This window comes from Ciceribacter sp. RN22 (assembly GCF_024054295.1).
Taxonomy (GTDB): Bacteria; Pseudomonadota; Alphaproteobacteria; order Rhizobiales; family Rhizobiaceae; genus Allorhizobium; species Allorhizobium lividum.
In genome coordinates, this window is the sequence record NZ_JAMXLD010000001.1 from 1076980 (window position 1) to 1090998 (window position 14019).

General features: G+C 65.8%; 22 protein-coding genes, 1 pseudogene and 1 riboswitch. Of the genes and pseudogenes, 8 read left to right on the top strand and 15 right to left on the bottom strand.

The window, feature by feature from the left end; all coding sequences use genetic code 11:
• The first annotated feature begins 7 nt into the window (after nt 1–7).
• Nucleotides 8–826, top strand: a complete 819-nt coding sequence (locus tag NHF53_RS05305) for a class I SAM-dependent methyltransferase (protein WP_252833383.1) — start codon at nt 8–10, stop codon at nt 824–826.
• Between the two features lie 13 nt (nt 827–839).
• Entirely contained in the window at nt 840–1298 is a 459-nt protein-coding gene (locus NHF53_RS05310; protein ID WP_252833384.1) for a cupin domain-containing protein, read from the top strand.
• A 1-nt stretch (nt 1299) separates the two neighbouring features.
• Here the strand turns inward: NHF53_RS05310 and NHF53_RS05315 are convergent, their stop codons facing one another.
• A complete protein-coding gene (locus NHF53_RS05315; RefSeq protein ID WP_114365080.1) occupies nt 1300–1866 on the bottom strand; it encodes a nucleoside 2-deoxyribosyltransferase in 567 nt (188 codons plus the stop codon).
• A gap of 207 nt (nt 1867–2073) precedes the next feature.
• Here NHF53_RS05315 and NHF53_RS05320 point away from each other — a divergent pair, with 207 nt between their 5' ends.
• On the top strand, nt 2074–2646 hold the full coding sequence (locus tag NHF53_RS05320; RefSeq protein WP_252833385.1) for a GNAT family N-acetyltransferase: 573 nt from the start codon (nt 2074–2076) through the stop codon (nt 2644–2646).
• Nucleotides 2647–2671: 25 nt separating this feature from the next.
• Nucleotides 2672–3238, top strand: coding sequence for a type 1 glutamine amidotransferase family protein (locus tag NHF53_RS05325; protein ID WP_252833386.1), 567 nt, complete (start codon nt 2672–2674; stop codon nt 3236–3238).
• Nucleotides 3239–3247: 9 nt separating this feature from the next.
• Here NHF53_RS05325 and NHF53_RS05330 read toward each other — a convergent pair whose 3' ends face one another.
• The 4 genes from NHF53_RS05330 to NHF53_RS05345 form a co-directional block, all read right to left on the bottom strand.
• Nucleotides 3248–3532: a hypothetical protein gene (locus NHF53_RS05330; protein WP_252833387.1), complete on the bottom strand. Its 285-nt coding sequence runs from the start codon at nt 3530–3532 to the stop codon at nt 3248–3250.
• 7 nt (nt 3533–3539) lie between these two features.
• The gene (locus NHF53_RS05335) at nt 3540–4286 is read right to left on the bottom strand and encodes a CbtA family protein (protein WP_252833388.1); all 747 of its coding nucleotides are present in this window, start codon (nt 4284–4286) and stop codon (nt 3540–3542) included.
• A 12-nt stretch (nt 4287–4298) separates the two neighbouring features.
• Nucleotides 4299–4484 carry a CbtB-domain containing protein gene (locus NHF53_RS05340; RefSeq protein WP_252833389.1) on the bottom strand — a complete coding sequence of 62 codons (186 nt, stop codon included), beginning with the start codon at nt 4482–4484 and terminating at the stop codon, nt 4299–4301.
• Between the two features lie 126 nt (nt 4485–4610).
• Nucleotides 4611–4823: riboswitch (cobalamin riboswitch) on the bottom strand.
• A gap of 16 nt (nt 4824–4839) precedes the next feature.
• Complete coding sequence (locus NHF53_RS05345) at nt 4840–5064, bottom strand: hypothetical protein (RefSeq protein ID WP_112690081.1); 225 nt, start codon at nt 5062–5064, stop codon at nt 4840–4842.
• 454 nt (nt 5065–5518) lie between these two features.
• On the opposite strand from NHF53_RS05345, the gene NHF53_RS05350 reads away from it, so the two are divergent.
• Complete coding sequence (locus NHF53_RS05350) at nt 5519–5755, top strand: DUF1127 domain-containing protein (protein ID WP_114365086.1); 237 nt, start codon at nt 5519–5521, stop codon at nt 5753–5755.
• 155 nt (nt 5756–5910) lie between these two features.
• On the opposite strand, the pseudogene NHF53_RS05355 reads toward NHF53_RS05350, so the two are convergent.
• The 4 genes and pseudogenes from NHF53_RS05355 to NHF53_RS05370 all read right to left on the bottom strand — a co-directional run.
• Nucleotides 5911–6111 (bottom strand): annotated as a pseudogene (locus NHF53_RS05355) (type II toxin-antitoxin system HicB family antitoxin); the annotation flags it as partial.
• Between the two features lie 41 nt (nt 6112–6152).
• Nucleotides 6153–7070 (bottom strand): cytochrome c, encoded by a 918-nt coding sequence (locus NHF53_RS05360; protein ID WP_252833391.1) that lies wholly within the window; start codon nt 7068–7070, stop codon nt 6153–6155.
• 93 nt (nt 7071–7163) lie between these two features.
• Nucleotides 7164–7607 carry a cytochrome c gene (locus NHF53_RS05365; protein ID WP_252833392.1) on the bottom strand — a complete coding sequence of 148 codons (444 nt, stop codon included), beginning with the start codon at nt 7605–7607 and terminating at the stop codon, nt 7164–7166.
• Nucleotides 7608–7691: 84 nt separating this feature from the next.
• On the bottom strand, nt 7692–7844 hold the full coding sequence (locus tag NHF53_RS05370) for a hypothetical protein (protein ID WP_252833393.1): 153 nt from the start codon (nt 7842–7844) through the stop codon (nt 7692–7694).
• A gap of 205 nt (nt 7845–8049) precedes the next feature.
• Between NHF53_RS05370 and NHF53_RS05375 the strand changes: the two genes are divergently transcribed.
• Nucleotides 8050–8316, top strand: coding sequence for a type II toxin-antitoxin system ParD family antitoxin (locus NHF53_RS05375; protein ID WP_252833394.1), 267 nt, complete (start codon nt 8050–8052; stop codon nt 8314–8316).
• Complete coding sequence (locus NHF53_RS05380) at nt 8309–8599, top strand: type II toxin-antitoxin system RelE/ParE family toxin (RefSeq protein ID WP_252833395.1); 291 nt, start codon at nt 8309–8311, stop codon at nt 8597–8599. The genes NHF53_RS05375 and NHF53_RS05380 overlap by 8 nt, the downstream gene beginning before the upstream one ends.
• A gap of 36 nt (nt 8600–8635) precedes the next feature.
• Here the strand turns inward: NHF53_RS05380 and NHF53_RS05385 are convergent, their stop codons facing one another.
• Nucleotides 8636–9265, bottom strand: coding sequence for a LysE family translocator (locus NHF53_RS05385; protein WP_252833396.1), 630 nt, complete (start codon nt 9263–9265; stop codon nt 8636–8638).
• A 130-nt stretch (nt 9266–9395) separates the two neighbouring features.
• On the opposite strand from NHF53_RS05385, the gene NHF53_RS05390 reads away from it, so the two are divergent.
• Nucleotides 9396–10097 (top strand): YafY family protein, encoded by a 702-nt coding sequence (locus NHF53_RS05390; RefSeq protein WP_252833397.1) that lies wholly within the window; start codon nt 9396–9398, stop codon nt 10095–10097.
• On the opposite strand, the gene NHF53_RS05395 is transcribed toward NHF53_RS05390, so the two are convergent.
• The 5 genes from NHF53_RS05395 to NHF53_RS05415 all read right to left on the bottom strand — a co-directional run bounded on the left by NHF53_RS05395 (nt 10094) and on the right by NHF53_RS05415 (nt 13956).
• The gene (locus NHF53_RS05395; protein WP_252833398.1) at nt 10094–10939 is read right to left on the bottom strand and encodes a metallophosphoesterase; all 846 of its coding nucleotides are present in this window, start codon (nt 10937–10939) and stop codon (nt 10094–10096) included. The two genes, NHF53_RS05390 and NHF53_RS05395, sit on opposite strands and share 4 nt — an antisense overlap.
• Nucleotides 10940–11075: 136 nt before the next feature.
• On the bottom strand, nt 11076–11402 hold the full coding sequence (locus tag NHF53_RS05400) for a hypothetical protein (RefSeq protein WP_252833399.1): 327 nt from the start codon (nt 11400–11402) through the stop codon (nt 11076–11078).
• Between the two features lie 436 nt (nt 11403–11838).
• Nucleotides 11839–12441: a superoxide dismutase gene (locus tag NHF53_RS05405; RefSeq protein WP_252833400.1), complete on the bottom strand. Its 603-nt coding sequence runs from the start codon at nt 12439–12441 to the stop codon at nt 11839–11841.
• A gap of 218 nt (nt 12442–12659) precedes the next feature.
• On the bottom strand, nt 12660–13004 hold the full coding sequence (locus tag NHF53_RS05410; RefSeq protein WP_252833401.1) for a YkgJ family cysteine cluster protein: 345 nt from the start codon (nt 13002–13004) through the stop codon (nt 12660–12662).
• Nucleotides 13005–13224: 220 nt separating this feature from the next.
• On the bottom strand, nt 13225–13956 hold the full coding sequence (locus NHF53_RS05415; protein ID WP_252833402.1) for a hypothetical protein: 732 nt from the start codon (nt 13954–13956) through the stop codon (nt 13225–13227).
• Nucleotides 13957–14019 lie beyond the last annotated feature (63 nt).

Below are 14019 nucleotides of genomic sequence, written 5' to 3' on the forward strand. Positions count from 1 at the left end.
TGCACCGATGAGCAGCCGTCTCTTTTCCAGCGTCCTCGACATCGCCACGCCCGGCCGTTTCCCGCGCACCCAGAAATGGATCTGGCGCCGCGTCTACAATCTGCTCTCGCTGTTCTGGAAGGACGGCGACTGGCGCTTCATGAACTACGGCTACGTCGGCGACGGCGCGGCCTTCCCGCTGCGGCCCGAAGACGAGAAGGAGCGTGCCTTCATCGGGCTCTACCAGCAGGCGGTGGAAGGCCTGCCGGTCGAGGGCGCACGCGTGCTCGAGGTGGGGTCCGGCAGGGGTGGCGGTGCGCGCTACGTCGCCCGCTATTTCGCCCCCGCCGCCGTCACCGGGCTCGACTATTCGCCCGAGACCGTCCGCCGCGCCCGAAGCCTCAACGCCGACACGCCGAACCTCACCTTCGAGCAGGGCGATGCCGAGAAGATGCCCTTCGCCGACGCCTCGTTCGACATCGTCGTCAACATCGAATCCTCCCATTGCTACGGCGACGTCGAAGCCTTCGCCCGCGAGGTCGCCCGCGTGCTGAAGCCCGGCGGCTGGTTCACCTTCGCCGACATGCGCCCGAAGAGCCAGCTTTCCACCCTCGATGCGCAGCTCGCGGCACCCGGCCTGGAATGCGTTGCAAGCCGCAACATCTCGACGAATGTCGTCGCCGCCCTCGACGCGGCCGAGGCCCGCAAGCGCGAGCGCATCGGGCGGGCCTGGTTCCTGAAGCAGTTCATGGCCGAGTTTTCCGGTGCGAAGGGCTCGATGCTCTACAAGGGCCTGAAGGGCGGCAGCGTGGTCTACGTGGCGCGGCGGTATCGCAAGACGCCGTAAGACGGGGGAGCCCATGCCCATCATCCGACAGGAAGACGCGCCGCTCGAGGAAGCCACCGGCAGCGGCATCAACGCCGAACTCGGCCCCTACCGGGCGCGCCTGCTCTCGGATGCCGGCGGGCTCACCCAGTTCGGCGCCTTCCTCGAAACGCTGCCGCCGGGGTCCTTCTCCTCCCACAAGCACTGGCACGAAAAGGAGGACGAGTTCATCTATGTTCTCTCGGGGCGGGTGACGCTCAACGAGGGCGACAGCCTGACCGAGATGCATCCGGGGGACGCCGCGACCTTCAAGGCGGGGGTGGCGGTCGGCCACCGGCTGGAGAACCGGTCGGAAGAGCCCACGACCTATCTCGTCGTCGGCACCCGCTTGCCGGACGAGGTGGTGCACTACACGGACAAGGACCTGCACCTCACCAAGGTGAACTTCGAGAAGCGCCTGACGACGAAGGCCGGAGAACCCGTCGAGCGGTGATCTAGGGCCGCTCGGCGATGAACTTCAGGCACTGCTCGAAGGCCGTGAGGTCGGAATAGAGCGCGTCGGGCGCGGCGGCATGGACGGCGACGAGCCCGCTGCGGCGCACGACACCGCCATGCAGCATCAGGTTGTCGATCATCTCGACATCCTCGATGGAAATGCCGTCCGGCCCGCGCCAGCGGCCGTTTTCGTCCTTCGACACGGAACCCTCGTAATGGCGCATGGCGCGGTCGAAATGGCTGTCGGCGACGTTCGTGTAGGCACAGGCGATCTTGCCCTGGGCGCACATGTAACCGAGCTCGAAGGCGGTACCGACATCGGCCGCGATGCCGCGGAAGGGCGTCAGGTTGGCGATGATGCCGTCGGCCGAATTCATCATGTGCTCGTCGACCGAGCTGATGCGCAGGCCGAATTCGCGCGGCGTCGGCGCAGGCTCGATGAAGATGTCGCCGGGCTTGACCGGCTCAAAGCCGTAGGCGCGCGTCAGCTGGGCCTTGGCATCGAGGACCGAACGGGCGTCCTTGAGGAAGACTTCCGGTCCGGCGAGATAGAGCTTGAGGGGCATGGGCAACGCCGTGTTCGTGGAGGAGGGAAAACCCTTCTAGCAAGCGGCCGTGCAGACCGCCATAGCGGAGCCAGCCTGGGAGAGACAAAGTCGACATTGACAATCGATTGAAATCGGCGCATTTGTCCTTTCATGATCGACGCACGCGCACTCATCACCTGCACGTATTTTTGGGCCTACCGGTAGAGGGCGGCCCGACAGATCATCATGTCAACAGGCCGCCGTCAGGCGGCCTTGTTGTTTTCGAAGACAGCTTCCCCTGACGGCACCGAGCGAAAGAGGGAAGCGACAATGACCGAAGACACCGACATCACCCTGCCCCGGCCGCCCGTCGTGGTGATCCGCCACGCGCGAACGTCCGACCTGCCGGAACTCAACGAGATGATCGCCGCGCTCGCGGCCCATCACGGCGACGCCTCGGCGATGACGCCCGACAAGCTCGAACGCGACCTCTTCGGCCCAGTGCCGTGGATCACCGCGCTCGTCGCCGACGGCGGCGAGAGCCTCATTGGCTACGCCATCCTCGTGCCGCTCTACAAGGCCCAGGAAGGCAAACGCGGCATGGACCTCCACCATCTCTACGTCCGCGACGGCCAGCGCGGAAACGGCATCGGCCATCATCTCGTCAAGCGCGCCCGCGAGATTGCCCGCAGCGCCGGTTGCGACTACCTTTCGGTGAGTGCTGCCACCGGCAATTTCGCCGCCCACCGCTTCTACGAGCATCTCGACTTCGTGCCGCGTCCCGTGACCGGCATGCGCTACCTGCAGGCCCTCGCCTGAACGGAAACCAAGACGGAGACGGTTCATGACCCGCATCGCCATTGCCCTTGCCGAAGACTTCGCCGACTGGGAATGCGCCCTGCTGATGGCGACAGCCCGTGCCTATCTGGGCGTCGAAGTCCTGACCGCCTCTCCCGACGGCCGGCCGGTCACCTCGATGGGTGGGTTGAAGGTGACGCCCGACCTCTCCTTCGCCGATCTCGATCCGGCGCGCTTCGACGCGCTCGTGCTGCCGGGCGGCCTATCCTGGGAAAAGGGAACGGCACCGGACTTTTCGCCCCTCCTCCGCGCCTTCCATGAGGCCGGCAAGGTCGTCGGCGGCATCTGCGCGGCGGCGAGCGCCGTCGCCGCCTCCGGCATCCTCGACGGCGTCGCCCATACCGGCAATTCGCTCGCCTCGCACCAGAAACATCCCGGCTATCACGGCGCCGAGCGCTACGTGGACCGGCCGCAGGCGGTCTCGGACGGCAAGGTGGTGACGGCGCCCGGCAATTCGCCGATCACCTTCACCACCGAGATCCTGAAGGCGCTCGGTCTCTGGAGCCCCGAGGCCGAGGCGGGAATCGGGATCTTTTCGGCCGAGCACCGCTGAGCGCGGTCGTCAGGATGCGCGCAGCATCCGCAGCGCCCGGCGAATCTCGCGGCTGTTCAGGTTGAAGGCGTTGCCGGGAACGGGACCACGCCCGGCCTTCTCGTCCGCTGCCGCCTCGAAGGCGGCGCGATGGCCTACAAACCATCGCATGCAGTCCTGCGCGGTCGGCGAGGCGTTTTTCGTCAGGGCGCGAAAGGCGAGCCGGTGGACGAAGCAGCGGCTGCCGGAGGCCGGATGCGAAAAGACCAGCGCATCGAGATCGATGCGCCAGTCATAATTGAAAGCGCCGGCCATCGCGACCTCAGGCTTCCATGCGCTGGCGGAAATAGCCGGAAAGGCCACCGAGCAGCGCCCAGAAGACGAGGCTGGTCAGGGTCGCGATGACCACGAAGCGGCGCGACAGCGCCTCCGGGGCGAGTGCCGCCTCGCCTTCCGGCGCGACCGGAGCGCCGACCACATGCGGCAGCGCGATCAGCACCAGTGCCACAGCCGCCGCCCAGGGCGTACGCTTGAAGTAGAGGAGCGCGATGCCGCCGGCGGTCGCGACCGCCGTCGCGATCCACCAGACCTGCCGCTCGGCGAGCGGCGCGGCCGGTGTGCCCGGCAGTTCCGGATGCAGCCCGAGCGTCGGCGCGAGCATGACGGCTGCAAAGCCGCAGAGCCCCCAGGCAAGCCCGGTCCGCCAGCCCGCCGGCTGGCGCGTCGCCTGCATCAGCCCGTTCAGCACCAGCGCGAAGCCGGTCGCGGTGAGCACGTTGGCGACGAGCGTCGCGAAATGCCGCTCGAAACCGTCGGCCGGCGCCCAGGCATCCGCCGCATGTTCGTGCTCGTGTGAGGCCTGAGGCGCCGCGGTTTCCATGCCGGCCGCCGTGCCATGGTCATGGCCGTCATGGCCGCCAAGGTCGGAGGCCGCCGGTGCGGCGGTCTCGTAGACCTCGGCGGCGAAGATCAGCGGCTCGGTGCCGACATACTGCACGAGACTGATGACCACGCCGACAATCAGGCCGACCAGCGCCGAAACGAAGACCAGCGATCGGAAGAGATGCATTCCGGCCGCCCGTCAGTGACAGGGGAAGGCGTTGGCGTGGCGGGTGTCGTGGGCCGCGTTGTGGACCACGTCGAGCTGCGAGAAGCCGACGAAACCGACGACGAACAGGCCGAAAAGGACGCTCATCATCGAGGGCAGCAGCGCGCCGGCCTTGAGGCCGGAGGTGGAAAGGGTGGAAGCGGCAGTATTTGCAGTCATGGTCGTCCCTCCGAGGAGCAATGAAAACTCGTCGCCCTTGGACGAGGGCTGAAGGACAGGACCGGTCTGACGGCAATTCCCCAGGGAGGAAACGCATCGACGGCTGCCCGGAACAACCCCGTCCGGCAGGCGGTTCAGTGCGATGGCAGGTCTCCTGGCTCGCGGGTCATCACGTCCGGACGGCCTTCCCGGATATCTCCAGTGGCCTTGGCGCCGGACGTTCTCCGCTCACAGTTGCGGGGGCAGCCACGAATCGGGTCCCTCTGGGGTCTCCCCTATCGTATTCCCTATTATTCCCCGAGGCGCGGCCTCGAAGGAACCATCATGACGAATATCAACTGTCCGATCGCAGCCGTCAATGGCGCACCGGCGGCTTTTCCGACCAGTTCTGCAGGGTGGTCTTGATGAAGACGAGGGCGGCGCGCTGGGCCTGGTCGCGCTCGCCGGGGTCGACGATCGCCTTGAGCCGCGCCTGGAGAGCGCCGACCGTCTCCATCACCCAGCGATGCAGCATGGGATCAGGATAGCGGTCGAGCAGCCGGCGCAGCGCCTGCTCCATCCGTCGTCTCTCGACGCTCATTTTCCGCCTCCCCAAAAGATCCGCGTCTGGTAATTCTACGGCCGGCGGCTTGCGCGGCGCTGGAGCGCGCCGCCTGGGCAGTGTTGCACGACTGCCACAATTCTCGCCGGAAAGCTGCAATTCGCGATTGCAGACTTGAAGATCACCGAATCTCGTGTAGCTTACGATCATCCGCAACTCACAGCACAGGAGGCGTGACATGATACTCACCACCACATCCGCACGCCTCTTCGGCGGAACGGCTTTCGCAGCGTTTGGCATCTATGTGCCGGTGCGACGCCGAACCTCAATCTCCGGCTTTTAAAGCCCGGATTTCCGCCGCTCAGGCATTCCAGAACCGACCTTAACGTGACCGACTGGTACGGCTGTGCCTTGCGCGCATCCGCGTCCGCACCGGTCCATCCTTCGCAACTTCGAAAGGACCTGGCCGCATGGCGCGCCGGGACGGAAGACCATGCACAAAGAACACGCTATAGTTGTCGATGCCCTGCCCGTCGCCGCCGACGAACTCTGCCGGAAATTCGGTTTCTGGAAGAGCACGCTGGCGCTGATCGCGGCAGCCCGCCGGCGCCGGAGGATCGACGGGCAGCTCTCGCATTTCTCCAACCGCCTGCGCCGCGACGTCGGCCTGCCGGAAGTCTACGATCCGAGGGGCGAGGCGACGTTCACGCTCTGGGACATCCGGCTGTGACAGTGGCACCGCGGTGCCGCAAGGGCTTGCTGGTGGGCGCGGAATGATCGGGGCACCGGTCATTCCGCGTCCGCGCCCCAGCCTTCGAGCACGGCGCGGACAACCATGAGAGCGGGCGCAACGGGGGTGCCGCCGGCGGAGTGCTACGGTCAAACCTTCATCGGCGCCCGCCCGAGCTTTCGGCAAGTTTCCAGATAGTCGTCGACGGCTTCGTGGAAGGCAGCTTTCAGCCCCTCCACCGTATCGGCGTGAAAGCCGACCACATCGTCGATTCCGGCCAAGCGGCCGACGAAAATATCGTCCTCGCCATCGAATTCGATGCGGGCCGAAAGCCCCTTGTAGGTCATGGTATTCATCGCAGACCTCGCATGTTCCGGCGGATCGCGCCCGCCCCACCCTATTCCACCGCGGGGACGGCCTTCAGATAGGCGGCGATCGCCGCGCGGTCCTCGGCCGGGAGCTCGGCCATGTTCTTCTGGACCTCGACCATCGCGCCGCCGACACTATCGAAATCCGGCGTGAAACCGGTTTCGAGGTAGGTGGCGATGTCGTCCTCGGTCCAGGAGCCCATGGCCTTCGAGCCGGGGGTGATGTTCGGGATCGTTCCCTTGCCTTCCGGGTTCGGCCCGCCGGCGAGCCACAGCCCGGACTTGAAGCCGCCGAAGCCGTCGCGGGGCGTGTGGCATTCGCCACAATGGCCCGGCCCCTCAACGAGGTACTGGCCGCGCTTCACCGCATCGGAGGCACCGGCAAGCTCGACGCGCGGCTCGCTCGAGAAATAGAGGAACTTCCAGCCGCCGAGCAGAAGGCGCTGGTTGAAGGGGAAGGAGAGCGCGTGGTCCGGCGCCACCTTGTCACTCGCCGGCAAGGTCTTCAGGAAGCCGAAGAGGTCGTTGACGTCCTTCGGCGTCATCCGCGCATAGGAGCCGTAGGGAAAGGCCGGGTAGAGATGCTCGCCATCGCGGCCGACGCCGCGGGTCATGGCATTGCCGAACTCGGCGAGCGTCCAGCCGCCGATGCCGGCCTTGGCATCGCTCGAAATGTTCGGCGCGTAGAAGGTGCCGAAGGGGCTTTGAAGCGGCACCCCGCCGGAGAGCACGAGGCGATCGTCGCCGGCAGCACCCTTCGCCGCATGGCAGCTCGTGCAGCCGCCGGCAAAGAAGATGCGCCGGCCGTTTTCGAGGTCGGGCGTGCCGAGATCCGCCCAGACGGACGCCGCCTGCGGGGCCGGCGCGGTGACGAAGAGAAAACCGGCGCCGCCGGCGATCCCGAGGACGACGAGGGCGCCGAGCGCCTTCAGGGTTTTCCGTGCCATGACACCTCCGGAAGCCTGCGGGAAACGCGATGCGCCGAAAAGGCCCCGGCCGCCTTCGGCCGGAACCCGCTTCGTCGCGTCTCGCCCGGGCGGTTACTTCTTCAGCCGGTACGTCTCATGACAGGCGCTGCAGGCCTCACCGAGCGCCTTCATGGTCGCGCCGGTGCTCGCCTGATCGGCCGGAAGGGCGGCGAGCTGGGCATCGGCGACCTTCACGAGATTGGCGGCCTTGGCCTTGAAGTCATCCATGTTTTCCCAGATCTTCGGGCTCGCTTCGGACTTGAAGCCCGTCTCGGAGCCGGCGGGGAAATTTTCCGGGAAGGTCGCGGCGACCTCCTTCATGGTGGTCAGCGAGGCCTTCACCACCGCGGCGTCGAAGGGCTTCTTGCCCTTGACGATCGCGCCGATGGCGCCCATCGCGTCGCCGACCTTTTCCATCATTTCCTGACGCACGACCTGAGGTTCTCCGGCGGCGAAAGCCGTGCCCATTCCCAGAGCGGCGGTAACGGCCGCAGCCACGACAAATCTCAGCTTCATAGAAAATTCTCCCGTTCAATAACCGGCCGCGCCGGCGTTGATACCAACGCCCGATGATTGCAGGATGTTCGCCAAGGAATGAAGTCACAATCCGGTGATGCCGGGTGCGGGTCGCAAATCCTTGATCCCGTTCATGAAGTCGACGGCGATCGAGGCTGCCGGAAAACGGCGATCAAGACGGCCGGCGATCGGCGGCGCAAGCACAAAACCGCCGTCATGCCGGACGTGATCCGGCATCCAGCGCGATCAAGTCCTTGATCGCGAGAAGAGTCCTTCGCGGCGGAGACTGAGCCACGCGTCGCCCCAACAACCGTGGCCAGTAGCCTCCGCCTCAGCGGAGGCTCTCCCAGAGCGTGACGGCGGCGGCAAAGGCGTGTCTCGATGTTAAATATTGTGATTTTTTCTTATTTCCTTTACCATCCTTCACATCAGGAGGCAGAAAATGGCGACGATGACGGTTTCCCTTCCCGATCCGATGAAAGAATGGATCGAAGCGCAAATTGCCAAAGGCGAATATGCCAGCGCCAGCGATTACGTGCGGGATCTCGTGCGGCGCGATCGGGCCCGGCGCGACCAGGAACTGACGATCGAGGAACTGCGCCAGATCGTTGCAGACTCCAGAGCGAGCGGCACCGGCAATCGGTCCGTCGATGAGGTTTTCGCGGAGGCCGAGCGGATTGCGGCCGCGCGAGGCCTGATACGTGAGTAGATACCGGCTCACCGAGAGAGCGGAAGCGGATCTCCTGTCTCTATTCCTGGACGGTCTGGAATGGTTCGGGCTCAGGCAGGCTCGGCGCTACAAGACCGAACTCGAACACTGCTTTCAACTGCTCGCGGAAAACCCTCAAATGGGCCGGCTTGTGGAATCGATCGGCCCTGCGGTGCGCCGCCACGTACATCAAAGCCATGTCATCCTGCATGAGATCGGTGACAGCGGCATTCTGATCCTCGCGATCGTGCCGGCTCGCAGCGTCCGCAAATTGAAGCTTTGACGGACGCCCCAACGACCGTGGCCAGTAGCCGCCGCCTCAGCGGAGGCTCTCCCAGAGCGTGACGGCGGCGGCGGTGATCAGCAGCACGCCGGCGCCGCGACCGATCCAGACGGTGATTGCCGGGCTGTTCGTCAGCAGGTTGCGGGCACGGTCGCCGGCAAGCGCCACCGCGCCGTAGACGAGGCCCTGGATCAGAACCGTCATGGCGCCGAAGACCAGACCCTGCAGCCAGATCGGCCCGTAGACGGGTTTGAGGAACTGCGGATAGACCGCGAGCACGAAGATGTAGGCCTTGGGGTTGAGGAGGCAGGTCGTCACCGCCTGGCGGAAGGTCGTCCAGCCGCTTCGCCGTCCGGTGCCCTCAACCGAGGAGACGGTGATCGAGCTCAGGACGAGCGAGAACCCGACCCAGATCATGTAGGCGGCGCCGAGGACGAGCAGCGGCAGGAAGAAGCGCGGCGCGAAGGCGACGAGGAAACCGGTGCCGAGCGTGCCGTAGAGCGTGTGCACCGCCCCGCCCGTCATCATGCCGCCGGTCGCCGTCAGCCCCTGCCGGCGGCCGCCCGAAAGCGAACTGGCGAGCACATAGATCATGTCCATGCCCGGCACGACGATGATGCCGAGGATCAGGAGGAAGAAAAGCCAGAGATTTTCCGTGTAAGTCATGTCAGTATCCTTGCGAGAGCGGATCGGCTGCATCGTCGTTTCTGACGGAAAATCAGCCTGTTGATCGGCAATCTAGCGAGGAGCAACTGACAGCGTCCTGTCAGGAGACCCGTCCAGGGAGGATCAGAAAATGCGCAAGGCCTCGCGGCTCTTCGAGATCATCCAGATCCTGCGCACGGCGCGGAAGGCGGTGACGGCACGCACCATCGCCGAGGCGCTGGAGGTGACGGAGCGGTCGATCTACCGCGACATCGCAGCCCTTCAGGCGATGCGGGTGCCGATCGAGGGCGAGCGCGGGCTCGGCTATATCCTGCGGCCCGGCTTCGACCTGCCGCCGCTGATGTTCACCATCGAGGAGACGGAGGCGATCGTGCTGGCGCTCGCACTCCTCGAACGCACCGGCGACGAAGGGCTGAAACAGGCGGCGAAACGGGTCACCCAGAAGATCGCCGGCGCCGTGCCTCCGCCGCTCCGCCGCACGCTGGAGACGAAGGCGCTCTACGCCTGGGGCGCGGCCGCCCCCTCGCCTGCCGGCGTCGACCTGTCGCTCCTGAGACGCGCGATCCGCGACGAGCGCAAGCTCGAGATCGACTACCGCGACGAACTCGGGCGGGCAACCGAGCGCATCATCCGGCCGATCGCGCTCATCTACTATTCGCAGACGGCGACCATCGTCGCCTGGTGCGAGCTGCGGCAGGCGCTGCGCAGCTTCCGCGCCGACCGGATCGAGCACTGCGCCGAGGCGGACGGCTTCTTCAAGGGGGAAGGCGAGCGGCTGCGGGCGCTCTGGGTAAACGGCTGGCGGGTCGAGGACGCCGCGGTCAATGGCTAGCGAAGCGCAAGTCTCCGGTTCGGCTCGCGGCCGAAGCCGGTGATGTCGATCCGGTCGTCGAAGACCTCGACGAGGGCGAAGGCGTTCTCCCGCTCGGTATCGACCATGCCGCGGAAATTGACGAAATGGGTGCCGCCGAGTTCGCCGTAATTGCCGGTGTGGTTGTGGCCGCAGAAATAGGCGGCGACCGCCGGTGAGCGGACGAGCAGGCCCGCCACCTCCTCGGCGTTCCAGAGATTGTGCTCGTTGTGCGGGAAGAGCGGATAATGCCCCATCACGATCACCGTCTCGCCGGCTTCTTCCGCGAGCGTGAGACGCTCCGACAACCAGGCGAACTGGGCTTCGCCGACGCCGCCGTTCCAGGTCTGGGCATTGGTGGCTCCCGCCTGCTGCAGGGCGCGCAGCATTTCCTCGGCAGTCGCGCGGCGGGGATCGCCGGGCGGCGGCGCGAAGAGCGAGATGTCGCTCCCCTCGATGACGACGATGCGGCAACCGTTGCGCACGAGGTCGTAATAGGGCGCGGCCATGCCGAGCCTCTCATGCACCTCCCCCAGTCGCGCCTCCTCGACCTTGAAATCATGGTTGCCGGGCAGGAACAGGCATTCGTGGCGCAGCCCCGCATAGACGGCAAGAACAGCATCGAAATTCTCGAAGCCGCGGTCGATCACGTCGCCGAGGGTCAGCACGAAGTCGAGCTCCTCGGCGTTGAACCGGCGGACCGCTTCATCGAGCTTGTCGAGGCTGTTGACGAAATAGCGGTCGAGCCGGAGATCGGGCTCGGCGGCGGCATATTGCGGATCGGCGATGATGCCGAAACGGAGACGGAGAGCGGAAGAGGTCACGAGACGCCTGCGATCAATATTGGCAGAGGGGCGCTCTTAGGATGCGGATGTGACGACGCGATGACAAGCGACGGACGGCACATGAAGACGGGCGGGGGACGCATCGCCCCGCCTGTCGGTCTCCCCGGACGTCTTTTCAGTACCAGCGGTAATGCGAGCGCTGGGGCGTGTGCGACGAAGTGGCGATGAAATAGCCCACGAGGCCGCCGATCAGGCCGGCCATCAGGAGCGCCGTCGAGGTTGCGGCAGGGTGTTCGCGCACGACACCGGCAACCGTCGCCGCCTCGTTGCGGGCATATTGCGCTGCATCGCCTGCCGTCCGGCTCGCCCCTTCGAGGGCCGCCGTGGCGCGCTGGCGCAGCTGTCCTGCGGCCCGCTCGCCCTGGAGCCCGAGCGTTTCCCGGAGTTCCCGGATCTGGGCCTGAAGTTCGCGCATCTGTTCCTGGATCGGATTGTCGGCCATGGTCGCTCCTCTTTGTCTTCAAGGGATTGCGAAACGTCCAGTCGCCGGGGATTGTTCCACCTTCCCGCCATGCTGGCAAGGAGCGACGTCGCGGCACGACGCGGCGGAAGGTCGCGCAGGGCATCGCGCAAAGAAAACCCGCCGCCTTGCGGCACCGGGTTCAGATCGCGGACAACGGTTACTGTGACCAGTGCGGCTCCCCATCCTCCGCCACCCCGGCCTTGAGCCGGGGGCCCGCAACGGCGCGTCTGCGCCGTGAAAGGGTCCTTTTGCGATCAAGGACTTGATCGCGCTGGATACCGGCTCGGGGGCCGGTATGACGGTAGCCTTGCGCGTGCACGGCAGCTCGCCGAAAACCTTGACGGCAGGTTCCTCGACGAAGAAACCCGGCGCCTTGCGGCACCGGGCTCCAGAAATTCCAGCAAAGGGCCGGGGTTTACTTCGTCGCGGCTTCGTAGCGCTCCAGGACGTAGTCCCAGTTGATCAGGTTGTCGACGAAGGCTTCGAGGTACTTCGGGCGCAGGTTGCGGTAGTCGATGTAGTAGGAGTGTTCCCAGACGTCGACGCCGAGGATCGGGGTCGCGCCGTGGACGAGCGGGTTTTCGCCGTTCGGCGTCTTGGAGATTTCGAGCTTGCCGTCCTTGACCGAAACCCAGGCCCAGCCGGAGCCGAACTGGGTGGTGCCGGCGGCGATGAAATCGGCCTTGAACTTGTCGTAGCCGCCAAGGTCGGAGGCGATCGCGCTTTCGAGCTTGCCCGGCAGCTTGTTGCCGCCGCCGCCCTTCTTCATCCACTTCCAGAAGTGGACGTGGTTATAGTGCTGGGCGGCGTTGTTGAAGAGGCCCTGATTGGTGCCGAAGGACTTCCTGACGACGTCCTCGAGCGAGAGATCAGCCATGCCGGCGTCGGCTGCGAGCTTGTTGCCGTTGTCGACATAGGCCTTGTGGTGCTTGTCGTGGTGATATTCGAGCGTTTCCGCCGACATGTAGGGGGCGAGCGAATCGTAGGCGTAGGGAAGTTCGGGCAATTCGAAAGCCATGGTGATATCTCCTCTTGGCAACAGAGTGCGGAAAATCGATCGATCGGGAACATAGGAGCGGAAGCCCCCGGAGGCAACCTGCGAAAGATCAAATTGTCGCGGGTGGCGGCAAAGTCTTTCCCGCGCGCAAGCCGCTGGAGGAATGGAAATCCTCGTCCGCCGAAGGACCGCATCTTCTTGAAAAAACAAGGCGGAAGAAAGTCGGTCCCGCGCCCGCCTCAGCCTTCGTAATAGACCTCCGGCGCCGGCAGGCCGGTGAGGTCGAAGCCCTTTTCCGCCCGCGCCATGCGGCACTCGGCATCGCCCGGCATGCAGTCGCGGCAGACGAGCGGGCGGACGGCATAGACGGCGCAGCCGACATGCTTGCCGAGTTCGCCGGTGAGCGCCGCACAACGGCCCTCCGCAAAGCGCATGCCGGAGAGATCCTCGGCGATGAGCTTTTCCGGGATCAGCGCAAGCGCCTCGTCGCTCTCCAGCGAGAAGCGCGGCCAGTCGGCCGAGTAGGCGCAGCACGCCCCGCAGGTCTGGCAATCGAAGATATCGGGCGGCGAGGTTTCGAGCATGGCCCTTCCCTAAGCAGATGCGGCGCGGAAATCCAGCGCTTTCGGCGGAGCCGGGAACTGTATGGTGCGCCTCTCACCCTGACCTGTCGGGGCAGAGCCGCGGGCCGCTGGTCTATCTCCCCCCTTGTGGGGGAGATGCCCGGCAGGGCAGAGGGGGCCGTCCTCCGTCATGCCGGGTCAGGGCCGACATCACGGAGGGCCTGCATTGTCGCCGCCAAGCTCATTCGATCCGCACCCGCACCATGTCGCCGCGGACATGGATCGCCGGCTTCGCCCCCGGCGTGTTCGGCAGCGTGCTGTCGACATAGGAAGCCGTCGCCTCGACGAGGTAGCTGACGGGTGTCGGTACGAGGAAGTGGAGACCCGCATCGAGCATGTTGCCGGTGAGCGCGATGGTCTCGTTCTGCATCACCTTGTCGAAGACGACCCGCGCCCTGAGTGCTGCGCCAACGAGCGAGAGCTGCGCGGCATGGCCCCGGAGGTTGATGTCGCCGGCATCGCTGCGGATATCGACGGACGAGAAATCTCCCTGAAGATCGGTCTGCGAGGCCTGCTGGTCGATGGCGACGGCGGCCTCGGGTTTCAGCCGGGCGGTGAGCGTCATCGTGCAGTCGGACCAGCGGTAGAAATGCGTGCCGCCGAGGTCGACGACGAGCGTATCGCCGTCGATGCGCATGCCGCCTTCCGGGCAGGAGACGGGAAACCATCCGGAGTGCCAGAGCGCGCCCCAGCCGCGGCGCTCGCCTTCGAGCCTTGCTTCATGGGGTCCCTCGGCAGCGGCCGAAATGAGGAGCCGGCCGGCCTCGCCCTCGACGCGGATCTTCGAGACGGCGGAAAGGTCGAGCGGCCCGACGGCGCTGGTGCGGGTGGTGACGAAGGCGGCCGCACCGTCGAGGGCTGCGGCGGCGAGCACGACGCCGAGGAGGGAGAGGAGGACGGTTCTGGTCTTCATGGGAGAGGCTCCGGTTCGGGTTGACGAATGACCCCATCCGGCACGGCGCGCCGCTTTGTTGCG

Excerpts from the sequence above, each read along its gene's own strand:
- NHF53_RS05305 (WP_252833383.1), top strand. The coding sequence starts at position 8 with ATGAGCAGCCGTCTCTTTTCCAGCGTCCTCGACATCGCCACGCCCGGC.
- NHF53_RS05310 (WP_252833384.1), top strand. The coding sequence starts at position 840 with ATGCCCATCATCCGACAGGAAGACGCGCCGCTCGAGGAAGCCACCGGC.
- NHF53_RS05315 (WP_114365080.1), bottom strand. The coding sequence starts at position 1,866 with ATGCCCCTCAAGCTCTATCTCGCCGGACCGGAAGTCTTCCTCAAGGAC.
- NHF53_RS05320 (WP_252833385.1), top strand. The coding sequence starts at position 2,074 with ATGTCAACAGGCCGCCGTCAGGCGGCCTTGTTGTTTTCGAAGACAGCT.
- NHF53_RS05325 (WP_252833386.1), top strand. The coding sequence starts at position 2,672 with ATGACCCGCATCGCCATTGCCCTTGCCGAAGACTTCGCCGACTGGGAA.
- NHF53_RS05330 (WP_252833387.1), bottom strand. The coding sequence starts at position 3,532 with ATGGCCGGCGCTTTCAATTATGACTGGCGCATCGATCTCGATGCGCTG.
- NHF53_RS05335 (WP_252833388.1), bottom strand. The coding sequence starts at position 4,286 with ATGCATCTCTTCCGATCGCTGGTCTTCGTTTCGGCGCTGGTCGGCCTG.
- NHF53_RS05340 (WP_252833389.1), bottom strand. The coding sequence starts at position 4,484 with ATGACTGCAAATACTGCCGCTTCCACCCTTTCCACCTCCGGCCTCAAG.
- NHF53_RS05345 (WP_112690081.1), bottom strand. The coding sequence starts at position 5,064 with ATGAGCGTCGAGAGACGACGGATGGAGCAGGCGCTGCGCCGGCTGCTC.
- NHF53_RS05350 (WP_114365086.1), top strand. The coding sequence starts at position 5,519 with ATGCACAAAGAACACGCTATAGTTGTCGATGCCCTGCCCGTCGCCGCC.
- NHF53_RS05360 (WP_252833391.1), bottom strand. The coding sequence starts at position 7,070 with ATGGCACGGAAAACCCTGAAGGCGCTCGGCGCCCTCGTCGTCCTCGGG.
- NHF53_RS05365 (WP_252833392.1), bottom strand. The coding sequence starts at position 7,607 with ATGAAGCTGAGATTTGTCGTGGCTGCGGCCGTTACCGCCGCTCTGGGA.
- NHF53_RS05370 (WP_252833393.1), bottom strand. The coding sequence starts at position 7,844 with ATGCCGGATCACGTCCGGCATGACGGCGGTTTTGTGCTTGCGCCGCCG.
- NHF53_RS05375 (WP_252833394.1), top strand. The coding sequence starts at position 8,050 with ATGGCGACGATGACGGTTTCCCTTCCCGATCCGATGAAAGAATGGATC.
- NHF53_RS05385 (WP_252833396.1), bottom strand. The coding sequence starts at position 9,265 with ATGACTTACACGGAAAATCTCTGGCTTTTCTTCCTCCTGATCCTCGGC.
- NHF53_RS05390 (WP_252833397.1), top strand. The coding sequence starts at position 9,396 with ATGCGCAAGGCCTCGCGGCTCTTCGAGATCATCCAGATCCTGCGCACG.
- NHF53_RS05400 (WP_252833399.1), bottom strand. The coding sequence starts at position 11,402 with ATGGCCGACAATCCGATCCAGGAACAGATGCGCGAACTTCAGGCCCAG.
- NHF53_RS05405 (WP_252833400.1), bottom strand. The coding sequence starts at position 12,441 with ATGGCTTTCGAATTGCCCGAACTTCCCTACGCCTACGATTCGCTCGCC.
- NHF53_RS05410 (WP_252833401.1), bottom strand. The coding sequence starts at position 13,004 with ATGCTCGAAACCTCGCCGCCCGATATCTTCGATTGCCAGACCTGCGGG.
- NHF53_RS05415 (WP_252833402.1), bottom strand. The coding sequence starts at position 13,956 with ATGAAGACCAGAACCGTCCTCCTCTCCCTCCTCGGCGTCGTGCTCGCC.